The sequence below is a fragment of the Acidovorax sp. GW460-11-11-14-LB4 genome, from assembly GCF_059423685.1.
This window is the reverse complement of the sequence record NZ_JBWKYJ010000097.1, coordinates 1-14,450: the sequence shown is the minus strand read 5'-3', so window position 1 is coordinate 14,450 and position 14,450 is coordinate 1. Positions and strand designations below refer to the sequence as shown.

Genomic DNA, 14,450 nt, shown 5'->3' with positions numbered 1-14,450 from the left:
CGCCCTGCCCGTCGCAGCTTCCCACGCCCCCACAGGCGTTGCCGGAGTGGCTCTGGCAGCCGCCCTCGCCCTCGCGGGCTGCGCGTCAGCCCCCGGCCCCACCACCACACCCGCAGCAAAACCTGTGGCTGCGGCCACACCACCCACAACGTCGCCCACCACAGCCGCCACTCCGCAGCAGGCCAGTCCCGATGCCGACCACACGACCGGCTTTGCCCAATGGCTGAGCAGCTTTTCGGCCCAGGCGCTGGAGGCGGGCATTCGCCCCGCCACTGTGCGCGACGTGCTGGGCAAGGCGCAGTGGCTGCCCCGCGTGGTCGAGCTGGACCGCGCCCAGCCAGAGTTCACCCGCACCCCATGGGCGTACCTCGACAGCGCCGTCTCCCCCCAGCGCATCGCCCAGGGCCAAGCGCAATTGGCGGCGCACAGCACCGCCCTGCAGGCGGCAGCCGCCCGCTACGGCGTGCCGGCCAGCGTCATCACCGCCATCTGGGGCATGGAGAGCAACTACGGCAGCAACTTTGGCACCTTCCGCACGGTGGATGCATTAGCCACCCTAGCGTATGAAGGCCGCCGCCGCGCCTGGGCGCAGACCGAGCTGCTGGCAGCGCTGCGCATCATCGACCAGGGCGACATCGCCGCCGACCGCATGATCGGATCGTGGGCCGGGGCCATGGGGCACACCCAGTTCCTGCCCTCGGTGTTCCTGGCCTACGCTGTGGATGCCGACGGCGACGGGCACCGCGACATCTGGGGCAGCGTGCCGGATGTGACGGCATCCACCGCGCATTTCCTTGCCCGGTCGGGCTGGAAGTCTGGCGAGCCTTGGGGGGCCGAAGTGCAGTTGCCCCCCACGTTCGACCACGCCCGCGCCGACCCCGCCGTGCGCCAGACCACAGCCCAGTGGGAGTCCGAAGGGCTGCGGTCCATCGACGGGGCGCCGCTGCCCGACCTGGCCGGGGCCTCCATCGCCACCCCTGCGGGTGCACGGGGCCCGGCGTTTTTGGTGGGCAACAACTTTCGCACCATCCTGCGCTACAACAACTCGGTCAACTACGCGCTGGGCGTGGCGCTGCTGGCGCGGCAGATCGACGGTGGGGGCCCGGTGGCCGCCCCCTGGCCCCGCGACATCGAGCCGCTGTCGCGCGCACAGCTGCAGGCCCTGCAAGAGGCCCTGAACCGCAAAGGCTTTGCCGCAGGCACCCCGGACGGCGTGATGGGCCCCGCCACCCGCGCGGGCCTGCGCGGCTACCAGCGCAGCTTGGGCGTGGTGGCTGACGGGTATCCGACGCTGGAACTGCTGCAAAAGCTGCAGGCGCCCTGAATGCCCTGCAGCAGTCGTGGTGCACCCGTGGTTTTCAGAGCTTCAACAAGTCCACCAGAAAGCCCTGCACCGGCTGCCGCGCTGCCCGCAGGTTCAGCAGTGTGTGGGGCGCGCCGGGAATCAACACCACACTGGCCTGCGGATGGTCTTTGAAGGCCCGGGCGCAATGCCCGCTGGCCGATGCGTTGCCCAGCCAGGTGTTGGTGGGTGAAAAGAAGGGGTCGGTTGCGCTGATGATGTTCAGCACCTGCTGTCCCGGCACCACGGCCGTGTCGGGCCGCTCCACAAAGTAGTTGTCCTCACAACTCCACGAAAAGATGATGCGGCCCGCAAACTCGGCGCCGCCATAGCGTGCCACGGCCATCGCGCCCTCGCTGGTGCCTGCGAGCACCAGACGCTGCATGTCCGCCCAAGGCTGGGTCTGCAAGGTCTGCAGTGCCAGGGTGATCTCCGACCGGCGCAGCGCGTGGATTTTTTCGTACGCCTCCTTGTTGGCGGGCGACTTGTAGGTCACGCGGTCAGGCAGCGCAAATGAGTCGGGCGCCACGCTGGCAATGCCCAGGCTGCCCAGCCATTGCTGCCACTCGCCAATGGCCTTGAGCCCCAGGCCCGACGAGCCATGCAGGAACACCACCACGGGCACCTTGTTGCGCACCGTGGCGGGCGCATCCTTGAACGCCCCCACATAGGCGGCGCCTCCGGTGGCCTGGGCGGGCAACACCAGCTGCGCCCCTGCCATCACGCCTTTGGCAGACGCATCGGTGTGGACTGTCGCTGTGCCCTTGACCTCCCCTACTGGTGTTTGGGCTTGGGCAGCATTAAGGCCCAGAGACAACAGGATGGCCAGAGACAGGGTCGAGATTTTTTTCATGGTGCAACTCCTTTGGGGTTGCACTGTAGAAAGCGGCACAATTCCTGTCCAATGCATCAATTGATGCAATTCATAGCCAATCATTATGAATCTCACCCAACGCCAGCTGCGCATGTTTGTGACCACCGCCGCCGTGGGCAACATCTCGCGCGCCAGCGAGGCCCTGCACATCAGCCAGCCCGCGCTCACCCGCGCGCTGCAAGAGTTTGAGAGCCAGCTGGGGGTCGCGCTCTTCCTGCGCACCACCCGCCAACTGGCCTTGACGCCAGAGGGTGAGCGATTCCTGCCCGTCGCCCAACGGTTGCTGCACGACCTGACGGAGGCCGCCGCCCTGATCCAGGGTGAAGCCACGGGCCAACGCGGCTCGGTCTGCCTGGCCGTGGGCGAGGCCTTTGGTTGCGCCGTGCTGCCCGACACCCTCCAGTCCTTCGTCAAAACACACCCTGGCGTGCGGGTGCGCGTGGTCAACGACAACAGTCAAGGCATCACCCGCCGCGTGGCACAAGGCGAGGTGGACTTCGGCATTGGCTCCCCCGTAGGCCGCACCGAGGCCCTGCGCTGCACCAAGCTGCTGAGCGCACCGCTGGGTCTTCTGTTCAACCCACAGCTGCACCAGCTCAAGGCCTGGGTCCGTACCGAAACACTGGGCGACCTGCCTCTGCTGAAGGAAGGCAGCGACACCAGCATCGTCAGCGTGCTGCGCGCGCAAGGCTCTGACCTGGTGGCACACATGGACCATGGGGTGGAAGTCTCCAGCCTCGCCCTGCAATTGGCCATGGCACGGGCTGGCGTGGGCATTGCGGTGATGTCTGCACTGGGCGCATCGCACAGGGATGCTGCCGATTTGCGCTTTTCGCCCCTGCGTCCTACCGTGCAGCGCGAAGTGTTTGTGATGCAGCAGAGGGACCGAGCGCTGTCAATGTCCGCGCGGGCATTGATAGAGGCGGTGGTTGCGGGAGCCAGAGGGGCACAGCTGCATCGCCTGGTGAAGCTGGAGTCATGAAGGGATGACCCGATGTCTGCACGTGGCAATGACCGAGAAAAGTGCATTGGTTCGTGGCGCCGGACGCTGGCGCAGGTGCAGGCGCCGCAGCACAACGCCCGCCTAGGAAAAGAACCGCTTCAACGCATCTTCAAATGCAGGCACATCCGCACCGACATGCGAAGTGTTGTACTCGGCCTTGAGCGATACCAGGCCCGGTAGGTTCTGAGAGGCGATCTGATTGAAAACAGGGATACCGATCAGTGGGTGGTTGCCGCCACTCGCACCCGCAAGGAACAAGGTCGCTGGCACAGCCTTTCCATCAATCTGCTTTTCAAACGCTAAGACCCCCGCCGGGCTGGTGTGCTCCCCCACGCTGCACTCTGTCGACAGGTAGTATGAAAAACTGGGGGTCACACCTGCACGCGCCTCCAGTATCAACGCGGCCAGAACGAAGTACCCACCATGGGACAAGCCCGACAACGCCCTTCGTTTGCGATCAATCCGGTACTGGCTCTCAATGGTGGGCGCCAGTTCTTTCACCAGAAAGTCGAGATACTTCGTTGCGCCGGGCATGAGAAAGTCAGTGCCCCTCCAGGCCGTTCCCCCAATGCCAACCAAAACAGCCTGGGTACCCCGGCGCTGCATGACCTCTTTGAACGTGTCAAAGCGCGAGCGATTGGCGCCCCCGTACGGAGCGTCCCCTTCGGTCGCGTAGATCACAGGCAAAACGGTCGTGCTGTTGGCGTACGACTCTGGCAAGAAAACCTGAATGGCGTACGTGTTGCCATTGGCAACCGACTTGATGGTGGAGTTGATCACCTGGCCTGATGCGGCGGGCCCTGCACCGTCGCCGGCCCCTCCGCCTCCGCAGGCGGTCAGGACGGCGGACGCCGCGCAAATGAGCGCACTTCTACGCGCGTGCTGAAACTCCATGCCCATGTGTGGTTCCTCCTGCTGCGCCATGGTGGCGGGTGAATGCGACACACCCCGGCCATCTTAGGGGCCCCCGCGCGGCGCACGGCTGCGTGGGTGACAGACAAATTCCTTAAGACCAAGTTAATCCAGCCGCTTCATGCTGCCAAGAACGAGGGCCCGGGAACAGAAGACGCTCGATTCCGGCTCGCGGAGCACACCTGAAGGGTCGGTCCGAATGCCGGACAGACACCGAAAAATGATCTTGGCCTTTACCTGCAAATGATTAATATGATATATTTGATTAAATCAACAGGCAGCAACCTTAGCGGCAGGTGAAAACAGGCCGTTGAAGGTCAAGCCCAACGCCCGTGCCATGACTGCCCGGGTTGGAGAGGATTCAAGGAATCCCGTCGAGACAAGACCATCCAGAAAGATGCCGACATGAAAAATCTGAAAATCTCGACCCGCCTGTACGGTGCATTTGCCACCCTGATATTGCTGCTGATGGGGCTTGCAGGGCTGGCTGCCCTCCAGCTCTCCACCATGCGGTCAGCCACCGTGGAAATTGCGGACAACTGGCTCCCCAGTGTGCGGGCAGCCAATGAGATGGACTCGCAGCTGTTGGTGGCACGCATGACAGTATTGGGTCATGTCATGAATACCGACGCGGCGGCGATGGAGGCGATTGACAAGAAGGTAGTGACCGACCGGCAGAAACTGGATCAGTCATTGAAGGCCTACGAGAAGCTCATCAGCGGGGACAACGAGCGCAAGGCATATGACCAGCTCGTGCAGCAATGGAAGCAGTACCGTGAGATGGATGACCGCGTGCTTGCACTCTCGCGCAAGAACGAAAACGATCAGGCACGGAGTCTCGTGGAGGGTGAGTCCAAGAAGCTGTTTGATCTGACCATGGAGACGCTGGACCAGCTGGTAAAGATCAATAGCGATGGCTCGGAGGCATCCCGGGCAGAGTCGGAGGCAACCTATGCCAATGCACGCGCAACGCTGCTGATGATCTCGACCCTTGCGATAGTGCTGGCCGTGGTGACAGCCCTCTTGCTGGTGCGCTCCATCACCCGCCCGTTGGCCCAAGCCGTGCAACTGGCAGAGCATGTGGCTGGTGGTGACCTGAGCACCACCATCCAGGTCACCAGTACGGATGAAACGGGACAGCTCATGGCAGCGCTGGAGCGCATGCAGCAAAGCCTGGTGAACACCGTGAGCATGGTTCGGCAAAACTCTGAGAACGTGTCTACGGCCTCCTCAGAAATTGCCCAGGGCAACCACGATCTGAGCGCCCGCACGGAGCAACAGGCCAGTGCGCTGGAAGAGACTGCGGCGTCCATGGAAGAGCTGAACTCCACCGTCCGGCAAAACGCAGACAACGCACGCCAGGCCAACCAGCTGGCAATGAGCGCCTCTACGGTCGCAATACAAGGGGGCGAGGTGGTCGGTCAGGTCGTCGAAACCATGAAGGGCATCAACGACAGCAGCAAGAGAATTGCGGACATCATCAGCGTCATCGATGGCATTGCGTTCCAGACCAACATCCTGGCACTGAACGCAGCGGTGGAAGCAGCACGGGCCGGCGAACAGGGCCGCGGTTTTGCCGTGGTGGCCACCGAGGTGCGCAACTTGGCACAGCGCAGCGCAGAAGCGGCCAAAGAGATCAAAACGCTGATCGATGACAGCGTTTCGAGAGTGAGTCAGGGCACAACCCTGGTGGACCAAGCAGGCACGACGATGACGGAAGTGGTTGGCGCCATCAAGCGGGTGACGGACCTCATGGGTGAGATCAGCGCTGCCAGCCAAGAGCAAAGCCAGGGCGTGGCGCAGGTGGGCGAAGCTGTGACCCAAATGGACCAGGTCACCCAACAGAATGCCGCGTTGGTGGAAGAGATGGCAGCCGCGGCGAGCAGCTTGAACAATCAGGCTGCAGAACTTGTCAGTGCGGTCGCGTTCTTCAAATTGCCTGGTGGCCGCGGAGCTTTGGCACGCATGCCTGGGCTATCGTTCGCAGCGCCTCGCCTTCAATAGGCTTGCAACCTGCGCAATACGACCATCGTCGGGTGGGCTTGGCGCGCCAAGACCGCTACCATCGACCGTCGGCTTTGCCCTTTGCCGACATCCTCACTCTTGGCCCGCCTTGTGCGGGCTTTCTTTTGGAGCCCCGTCTTCAACGGCTGCATACAACAAGCAGTCAAGCGCTCTATCTAGAGTGCCAGGCGTTGGAGGGCCTGGCGGCGCGCAAGCCCCATGGGCCGCTGTTTAGCCTGACTGCCATCCCTCGCTACAAGCCTCGGAAACTCTCCTTTAATGGAAATCCCGGCTCCCCTGCAGCGCCTGCCCCATGCGGCCCAGTAGGGGCGTCAGGTCCTTGAAGCGCTGGGCCACCAGGTGGCGCACCACCGCCGTGCTGCCGGGTGGGCCGGCGCTGCATTGCCACATCCCTTCCACCGCCAGCAGCTGCGACCGCAGCAGCGCATTGCGCCACACATCGACCAAGGCGGGCCAGACGATGACGTTGACGGGGCCGGTTTCGTCTTCCAGCGTGACGAACATGGTGCCCTTGGCGGTGCCAGGGCGCTGCCGCACCGTGACGATGCCGCAGGCGCGCACCTTGCGGCCGTGGGCGGCGTTGTGCAGTTGCAGGGCGGTTTGCAGGCGCCAGCGGGCCAGGCGGGGGCGCAGCAGGGCCAGGGGGTGGCGGCGCAACGTGAGGCCGGTGGCGGCATAGTCGAACAGGATTTCTTCGCCCTCGGGCGCCTCGGGCAGTTGCAGCGGGGCCTCGTGCACGGGCACGTCGCGCCACAGGGGCGGCGCGCTGTGCTGGGCGGCGGCGTCCCACATCTGCTGGCGCCGGTGGCCCGACAGGCTGGCCAGGGCATCGGCGGCGGCCAGGGCTTGCAGGTCTTGCTGGCTCAGTTGGGCACGCAAGGCCAGGTCTTCGGTGGTGGCAAAGGCGGGGCCTGTGGCGCGGGCGTGCAGCAGGCGTTTGGCGGCGTCTGTGTGCAGGCTGCTGACCATCCGAAGGCCCAGGCGCACGGCGGGCTGGGGCAGCGGCGGTGCGCCCAGGCCACGTGCGGGGCGCAGCGGCTCGGGGTTGCCCTCCAGCGTGCAGTCGATGTCGCTCACGGTCACGTCGATGGGCAGCACGCGCACGCCGTGGCGGCGGGCGTCCTGCACCAGTTGCGAGGCGCTGTAAAAGCCCATGGGCAACGAGTTGAGCAGCGCCGCCAAAAAGCACGCGGGCTCGTGGCACTTGAGCCAGCTGCTGGCATAGGCCAGCAGCGCAAAGCTGTGGGCGTGGCTTTCAGGAAAGCCGTATTCGCCAAAGCCCAGCATCTGCTGGAAGATGCGGTCGGCAAATTCGGCGGGGTAGTCCCTGTCTTTCATGCCTTGTTTGAGAGGCTCTTCAAAGCGATGCACGCCCCCCTTGCGCTTCCAGGCGGCCATGGAGCGGCGCAGGTCGTCGGCCATGCCGGGGGTGAAGCCCGCCGCGATCATGGCGATCTGCATCACCTGCTCCTGGAAGATGGGCACGCCCAGCGTGCGCGCCAGGGCGTCCTCCAGCTCCGGCTTTTCCAGTTGCAGAGGCTCGCCCTTGCGCCGGCGCTCGCGCGCCTGCAGGTAGGGGTGCACCATGCCCCCCTGGATGGGGCCGGGGCGCACGATGGCGACCTCGACCACCAGGTCGTAGAACTCGCGCGGCTGCAGGCGGGGCAGCATGCTCATCTGGGCGCGGCTTTCGATCTGGAACACGCCCACGGTGTCGGCGGCGCAGATCATGTCGTAGGTGGCAGGGTCTTCGCGCGGGATTTCCTTGAGACCCCAGTGCTCGCCGCGCAGGGCTGCGCGCAGGTTGAGGCAGCGGCGCAGCGCGCTGAGCATGCCCAGGGCCAGCACATCGACCTTGAGCAGCTTCATCTCATCCAGGTCGTCCTTGTCCCACTGGATGACGGAGCGGTCCTTCATGCTGGCGGGCTCCACCGGCACCAGCCGCGTGAGCTTGCCCTGGGTCAGCACAAAGCCGCCCACATGCTGGCTCAGGTGGCGCGGAAAATCCTTCAGGTCGGCAGCCAGCTCCAGCCACAGCCGGGCGATGTGCCGGTGCAGCGACACGCCCACCGCCTGGGCCAGCTCCTGCAGGCGGTCGGTGGCAAAGGTTTCGTCAAACCAGTGGTGGTCTTTGGCAAACGCATCGACCAGGGCGGGCGCCACGCCCAGGGCCTTGCCCACGTCGCGCAGGGCGCTGCGTGTGCGGTAGCAGGTGACCACGGCGGCGATGGCGGCGCGGTCGCGGCCGTATTTGTCGTAGATGTACTGGATGACCTCTTCGCGCCGGTCGTGTTCGAAGTCCACATCAATGTCAGGAGGCTCGCTGCGCTCCTTGCTGATGAAGCGCTCGAACAGCAGGTGGGACTGCTCGGGGGCCACCGCCGTGATACCCAGCACGTAGCAGACCACCGAGTTCGCCGCCGAGCCCCGGCCCTGGCACAGGATGCCCACGCTGCGCGCAAACCGCACGATGTCGTGCACGGTCAGGAAATACATCTCATACCCGCAGTGCGCGATCAGGTCGAGCTCTTTGCGGATCTGCGCCTGCACGCCCTCGGGCGCGCCCAGCGGGTAATGGCTTCGCACCCCCAGCTCTACCAGCCAGGCCAGTGCCTGGGCAGGTGTCATGCCCTCGGGCACGGTCTCCAGCGGGTAGCGGTACTGGATCTCACTCAGGCTGAAAGTGCAGCGCCCGGCCACGGTGAGCGTGGCCGCCAGCAATTCGGGCGGGTAGATGCCCGCCAGCCGCACGCGCTGGCGCAGGTGGCGCTCGGCGTTGGGCTGCAGCGCAAAGCCGCACTCGGCCACGGTGCAGCCGCGCTTCACGGCGGTGATCACATCCTGCAGCGGCTTGCGCGAGCGGGCGTGCATGTGCACGTCGCCCGCCGCCACCAGCGGCAGCTGCAGTGCAGCGCCCACGCGCTGCAGCGTGGCCAGCCACAGGCTGTCGTCGGCGGCCTGGTGCAATTCGACCGCCAGCCACACATGCGGAGCCTTTTGAGAGCCTAACTGGCCGGTAGCGCTAGTGATACATGCGCTGATTGCTACAAAATCAGAAGCATCAAAGCGCTGACGGCATGGTGCCAGCAGCAGCTCGCACCCCTGCAGCAAGTGCCAGGGGCTGTCCGCACCCACGCGGTATTGCCCCTTGGGCGCAGCGGCGCGGGCGGCGGTGATGAACTCGCACAGGTTGCCCCAGCCCTCGGCATCGCGCGCCAGTGCCACCAGCCGCAGGTCACCCCACAAAAACTCGCTGCCCACGATGAGGTGCAGGCCACATTCCTTGGCCGCCCCCCAGGCACGCACCACGCCGGCCACGGAGCATTCGTCCGTCAGCGCCAGCGCCTGGTAGCCGAGCTTGGCAGCACGCGTGACCAGCTCTTGCGGGTGCGATGCGCCGCGCTGAAAGCTGAAGTTGGACAGGCAGTGCAGCTCGGCATAGCCCGGCAGCTCGCCCGCGCCCGCTGCGGGGCCTGGCACCGCAGTGGCCTGTGAAGGATGTCGGTGCGTCAAACCCATGCACAACCACCCTGCCCGCTCACCCAAAGATTCCGTGCAAGAACCAGCGGTGTGGGCGAGCCACCGCTGGCGTGCCATCCAGCGCAGGCGCCAGGCGCTCGCGAAACACCCACACCAACCCCGCCACGTCGTTGTGGGCCACAAAGTAGTCGCGCAAGGCCAAGTCTGCGCAGGGGCGTGCTGGGTCTACAGCGTCATCCATGGCAGACCACCAGCCCGCCTCCAACCGGTGGGGCCCGGCCAGCAAGCGCAACAGGCCGTGGTGGCAGGGGCGGTTGCCCTGCACAGCCAGCTGCCGGGGCGGGTTCAGCAGCCAGGTGGGCAGCAAGGGGGCATCCGGGACGATGCCTTGCGAAGCACCGTCCGCACGCGCGGGCACAGGACCGGTGGGTGTCCGCGTGGCTGCATTGCGCATCACAGCCGAAGGCATGCCCAGCACTTCAGCGGCCGGTCGCCATTGCTGCATGCGTTCGGGCCGATGGTCGGCCAGCAGCACCGGGGCCACCACGTGGTCGGCCCCCAGGCGGGCCGACAGGCGCTCCAGCAGTTGGTGCAGGGCCTCGCCGGGGGTACCGGCCGGGTCGGTGCTGCCATGGCTTGTGGGGTCACGCCCGCCCACCTCCCCCGGGGGCAGCAGGCTGGCACTGCGGTGCGGCAACGGTGCCGATTCGAGCAGCCGCAGCGTGATCTGGTTGACCGGCGCGGCCAGCGTGGTGCGCGCCAGGTTTTCGGCCAGCAGGCGCCGCAGGTGCACCAGGTCGTGGGTGGCCTGGGCGGTGCGCACTTGCAGCGCCTGGGTGGGGGGCAGCGCCACGCCATCCAGGCGCCGCAGATCGTGACGCCAGGCCAACTCCAGCGCCAGCACACCCTGCTGGCGCGCCTGCAGCCAGGCCTGCAGGGCCGTCAGGCTGCGGCTGGCGCTCCACAACAGTGCGTCGGCCGACGCGGCCAAGGCGGGCAGCTCGGTGGTCAACACAAACTGCTCGGGCAGTTGCAGCCAGGCATGGGCCTCGGGGGCATCGCCCAGGGCCTGGTCCAGCACTTGCAGCACGCCCGCCCCCAGGCGCCGCGCCACGCCCGCGCGCGGCAGCGCCCGCAGCGCCCCCCAGGTGCGGCACCCCATGCGCTCCAGGCTGGCCACATGGGGACGCAGCGCCGTCAGCGTGTGCAAAGGCAGGCTCTCTGCACTGCCCTGCGGTGGGCAGGGGCGCCCTGCCAATGCCATACGCAGCCTGGCCTGGGCAACCAGGGCGGTGGGGCCTCTGCCCCACACAGTCGGTGCATGGGACACAGGGGCTGTGGTCGCTCCAAAGGAATGGGCAGGCTCTTCAGTGCTGCGGACGGGTGGAGGGGCGACGCCCTCCCCTTCGCATCGGGTCGACGCATCGGCCCAGGCTTGCAGCACCAGTGCCTGCAGCGCATCGCGCCCGCCCCACAGGCGTTCGGTGGTGGACACCTCCAGCAACACCGCCTCGCCATCGGCCAGCGCCACACGCGGCGTGAAGCGCAAGGCCCACCAGCCGGCCGCGGCGTTCAGCACTCCGATATTTCTATCCGTGCCTGTACCCGCCAAGGCGGCGGCCTCATCGCACCAGGGCAATGGCAGGGCGATCCAGTGCATGCCTGCTCCCTTCTGGCCGGCCTCCGGGTCGGCCTCCTGGCTCGCATACGGGCTCGCATATGGGCTGGACTGGGGGCACATGGCGCGCCAGCGAACCCGCCAAGACCCCGGCCACACGGGCGGCCGCGGCCTGGCGCCCCGCCATCTGGGCAATGGCGGCCTCTTGCGCAGCGCGGCGCCGCTCGGCCTGTGCCACCAGCACCTGCGCCAGCTGAGGGTGGCAGCCCGGCAGTTGGAGCGCCTGCGCCAGCGGAGGCCCCCGGCGCTTGAGGATCTGCACCTGCATGCCGGGGGCTGCTGCGGCATCCCCTGGCAAAGCCAGCCCCTGCACCTGCAGCCGCAATTGGGCCGGCGACGCCTGAGACACCCGCGATGCAGGCCCTGGGGCATCGACCGGACGAAACACCCACAACAATTGCTGCTGCTGGGCCGCCGCCAATTGCAACCGCCGCAAAGCGGCAGGCTGCGCCTGGGGCAGCCAGGCCATGACGGCCAGCACGCCCTGGCAGCGCAGCGCCTGCTCGGCCGCCCACAAGGCGACCATGGGCGAGTCGGCATGCACCACACACACCCGCTCTGCCCGCAACCCCTGCGACTGCAGGGCCAGGCCAAAAGGCTCGCACGGCGGCGCCACCAGCACCACGGCCCCGCTCTGCCGGGCCGTGGCCTGCACCAGTGCGGGCAGCACCAGTTGCCATTCGTGCAGGCCCGCCAGAGGCTGCAGCACTTCGCTCAGGGCCCCCACAGGCCAGCCGCCGCCCGGCAGCTGGGCATCCAGCGCGGCATGGCCCGAAGGCAATACGCGCTGCGCGCTGGCCCCCAGCGCGTCGGCATGCCACACCCCAGGCACGGGGATGGGCAAATCGGACGCAACCCGCAAAGAGGGGCGTGGCGCAGGCATGGTGGTGGGAGAAATTGAGGCAACACGAATACTGTAAATATAACCAGTATTATGCCGAATGGGTGAACCTGGAAGCGAAGACCCACCAAGGACGTCGGTCTGAGGAGGCCCACGCAGGCAAGGGCTTGTTCCCACTATTTTTGCCAGTGCCAAGGCCTCCCCCGCCACGCCAATCCAGGCGCGCGACGACGAGTGGCGTGGCGGAGGAGACCTTCCTTTCGGGTTGCGATGCCCAGCAAACGCCGCGCGTCAGAGCACCCAGTGGAAGAGGCAAACCCCGTGCTCTCGCGGGGTCGATCCGAAAGTCTGCTTACAGCGTACGCATCGCCCAGTCGCACCAGTCCGCCACCGCCGCATCAGCAGGCGTGGCACGGTCCGAGAGCTGGGGCCAGCGGCGGTGGCTGGCGTTCAGAATGCTTTGCAGTTGCCACAGGGCCTCGCGTCCCACCAGGGCGACCTCGGCCATGCCAATGGCGTCGCCTTGCAATTGCGCCAGCAGCTCGCCCTGGTGCCGGGGGTGCGAACCCGCTTCGATCAGGGCTTTTTGCAATGCCATGAGGCGGGAATCGGTAAACGCAAAGGCAGTGCCCGCAGAAGACTTGGCCGCCGTGTCCGGGGGCAAGGCCGCCTTGAGCTGGTCCCAATAGGCAAAGGCTTCGGCCAGCAATTCGATCTGGCGGGGCGCATCGTTACCCAGAGGCATCAAGGCCGATTCGCGGGCCACTTCCTCCTGCAGCAGCGGCAGGATGAACGCCACCAATGCCGAAGGAAACTTGCGGTGATTGAGCCGCAGCACCAGCGACAGCCGCTGCGCGGGCATGTCGTCGTATTTCTCGTAGAAGGCAGCCACCACTTCGGCCAGTAGCAGGATGCGGCCCATGGGCGTGATATCCGCCCCTGGCAAGGCGCGTGGATAGCCGCTGCCGTCCATGCGCTCATGGTGCTCCAGCACAGCGACCTCGGCAGCGCGTGGGTAGGCCTGCGTGTCGCGGATCATGAGCATGGCCGAAATGGGGTGGGCCACCAGGTGCTTGCGCCCTACCCCTACCATCTTGTGGTCCGGGTCGTCCCAGGCTGGGTCCATGTGCAGCACACCCAGGTCATGCAGCAGCGCAGCAGCCGCCACCGTGCTGCAGTCGCGCTCACTCAGCCCGCTTTTGACCGCCAGAAATACCGCCACGGTAGTCATCACCAGACTGTGCTGGAACAGCGTGGGCCGTTGGTCACGCATCACGGTGAGCTTGCAGGCCATCGCCGAAGGCAACGGCAGGGACCGCAGGGGCGCCAGCAACCGGGCGCCGGACCCCAGGGCCTCGGCCAGCATGGCGGGCAGGGTTTCCTGCTCGATCAGCGTCTGGCCCAGGGCCAGCAGTGATGGCACGTCCACCGGGTTTTCGATGGACAAATGGCGGTCAATGGGTTCGCGCAGCTTGTGCTGCACCAGGCGGTCGTACAGGCGGCTGTCGATGCGCGCGCCCTTCTCCACCAGCTTGATGCCGTTGTCGGTGTAGATGGCAGCACCTGCGACCACCGTACGCCGGTCGGCCATGTCGGTCAGCGCACGCAAGTAATGGGGACTGTCAGCGTCCTCGGCATCCGCTGAAAGAAGAATATCGGTCATGCAAGCAACACAAATCGTTACTTCGCACTATAGGGGGTTCTCTTGCGGGGCACTGACTCGCGTGACGCGATACAGACATGCAATCTTGATGCACATCAAGCAGCAGGCGCTGCTACCCGTGCTCGTTTTTTGCCGCATGGCAGAGATCACACGTCCGGATTCTCATGACCAAGGCCTGGACCCGCCGGGGCTCGCCGGGGTGACAAAGCCCCCTGTCACCCCAATGTCATTGTCCCAAATAGACGTCAGGGTTTCCATTCAACAATGTCGCCGATAGCCTGCTTTTTGGTGATCCTGGACAGTCAGGCTTGGGTAAACCCTGAAAAGTTCCGCATTGATTGTTCACAATACTGGAACAGTTAGTTCGCGACCCGGTGGTTTTTCTCTGCACCCCACCGGCGTACAGTTCATCCCATCGATGAGCCGAACCCGCAAGGCGACTCACCGAACCCGGTCCCAAGCAGCTTTCTTTGTTTTTGGCGCTTTGTTCCGGTTTTTTGAGCCGCTTCTTTAACTTCAAGGATTTCCATCATGAACAACACCGCACGTTTCCTGTCCATCGCCGCTGTCGCCGCTTTCGCTTCTTTTGGCGCCCAGGCTGACGAAGCCGATGCTTCGCAGTTCGCCACCAA

Annotated in this window: 9 protein-coding genes and 1 pseudogene; 4 read left to right on the top strand and 6 right to left on the bottom strand. The window is 65.8% G+C overall.

Annotated elements, in window-relative coordinates; all coding sequences use genetic code 11:
• The first annotated feature begins 52 nt into the window (after positions 1-52).
• Positions 53-1,324, top strand: a complete 1,272-nt coding sequence (locus AC07X4_RS22180) for a lytic murein transglycosylase (protein WP_494741340.1) — start codon at positions 53-55, stop codon at positions 1,322-1,324.
• 34 nt (positions 1,325-1,358) lie between these two features.
• Here the strand turns inward: AC07X4_RS22180 and AC07X4_RS22175 are convergent, their stop codons facing one another.
• Positions 1,359-2,195: a dienelactone hydrolase family protein gene (locus AC07X4_RS22175; protein WP_494741339.1), complete on the bottom strand. Its 837-nt coding sequence runs from the start codon at positions 2,193-2,195 to the stop codon at positions 1,359-1,361.
• An 85-nt stretch (positions 2,196-2,280) separates the two neighbouring features.
• Between AC07X4_RS22175 and AC07X4_RS22170 the strand changes: the two genes are divergently transcribed.
• The gene (locus AC07X4_RS22170; protein WP_494741338.1) at positions 2,281-3,198 is read left to right on the top strand and encodes a LysR family transcriptional regulator; all 918 of its coding nucleotides are present in this window, start codon (positions 2,281-2,283) and stop codon (positions 3,196-3,198) included.
• A 102-nt stretch (positions 3,199-3,300) separates the two neighbouring features.
• On the opposite strand, the gene AC07X4_RS22165 is transcribed toward AC07X4_RS22170, so the two are convergent.
• Positions 3,301-4,119: an alpha/beta hydrolase-fold protein gene (locus AC07X4_RS22165; protein ID WP_494741337.1), complete on the bottom strand. Its 819-nt coding sequence runs from the start codon at positions 4,117-4,119 to the stop codon at positions 3,301-3,303.
• Between the two features lie 417 nt (positions 4,120-4,536).
• Here AC07X4_RS22165 and AC07X4_RS22160 point away from each other — a divergent pair, with 417 nt between their 5' ends.
• Complete coding sequence (locus tag AC07X4_RS22160) at positions 4,537-6,135, top strand: methyl-accepting chemotaxis protein (RefSeq protein WP_494741336.1); 1,599 nt, start codon at positions 4,537-4,539, stop codon at positions 6,133-6,135.
• Positions 6,136-6,411: 276 nt separating this feature from the next.
• Here AC07X4_RS22160 and AC07X4_RS22155 read toward each other — a convergent pair whose 3' ends face one another.
• The 4 genes from AC07X4_RS22155 to AC07X4_RS22140 form a co-directional block, all read right to left on the bottom strand.
• On the bottom strand, positions 6,412-9,675 hold the full coding sequence (locus AC07X4_RS22155) for an error-prone DNA polymerase (RefSeq protein ID WP_494741335.1): 3,264 nt from the start codon (positions 9,673-9,675) through the stop codon (positions 6,412-6,414).
• 19 nt (positions 9,676-9,694) lie between these two features.
• Entirely contained in the window at positions 9,695-11,296 is a 1,602-nt protein-coding gene (locus tag AC07X4_RS22150; RefSeq protein ID WP_494741334.1) for a DNA polymerase Y subunit UmuC family protein, read from the bottom strand.
• Positions 11,259-12,197, bottom strand: coding sequence for a translesion DNA synthesis-associated protein ImuA (gene imuA, locus AC07X4_RS22145; RefSeq protein ID WP_494741333.1), 939 nt, complete (start codon positions 12,195-12,197; stop codon positions 11,259-11,261). The genes AC07X4_RS22150 and imuA overlap by 38 nt, the downstream gene beginning before the upstream one ends.
• A gap of 310 nt (positions 12,198-12,507) precedes the next feature.
• Positions 12,508-13,818 carry an HD-GYP domain-containing protein gene (locus tag AC07X4_RS22140; RefSeq protein WP_494741332.1) on the bottom strand — a complete coding sequence of 437 codons (1,311 nt, stop codon included), beginning with the start codon at positions 13,816-13,818 and terminating at the stop codon, positions 12,508-12,510.
• 531 nt (positions 13,819-14,349) lie between these two features.
• Here AC07X4_RS22140 and AC07X4_RS22135 point away from each other — a divergent pair.
• Positions 14,350-14,450, top strand: a pseudogene (locus AC07X4_RS22135) (DUF4148 domain-containing protein); the annotation flags it as partial.

Bases quoted from the DNA above. Each gene is read 5' to 3' on its own strand.
- AC07X4_RS22175 (WP_494741339.1), bottom strand. From the start codon at position 2,195: ATGAAAAAAATCTCGACCCTGTCTCTGGCCATCCTGTTGTCTCTGGGC.
- AC07X4_RS22170 (WP_494741338.1), top strand. From the start codon at position 2,281: ATGAATCTCACCCAACGCCAGCTGCGCATGTTTGTGACCACCGCCGCC.
- AC07X4_RS22165 (WP_494741337.1), bottom strand. From the start codon at position 4,119: ATGGGCATGGAGTTTCAGCACGCGCGTAGAAGTGCGCTCATTTGCGCG.
- AC07X4_RS22160 (WP_494741336.1), top strand. From the start codon at position 4,537: ATGAAAAATCTGAAAATCTCGACCCGCCTGTACGGTGCATTTGCCACC.
- AC07X4_RS22155 (WP_494741335.1), bottom strand. From the start codon at position 9,675: ATGGGTTTGACGCACCGACATCCTTCACAGGCCACTGCGGTGCCAGGC.
- AC07X4_RS22150 (WP_494741334.1), bottom strand. From the start codon at position 11,296: ATGCACTGGATCGCCCTGCCATTGCCCTGGTGCGATGAGGCCGCCGCC.
- imuA (WP_494741333.1), bottom strand. From the start codon at position 12,197: ATGCCTGCGCCACGCCCCTCTTTGCGGGTTGCGTCCGATTTGCCCATC.
- AC07X4_RS22140 (WP_494741332.1), bottom strand. From the start codon at position 13,818: ATGACCGATATTCTTCTTTCAGCGGATGCCGAGGACGCTGACAGTCCC.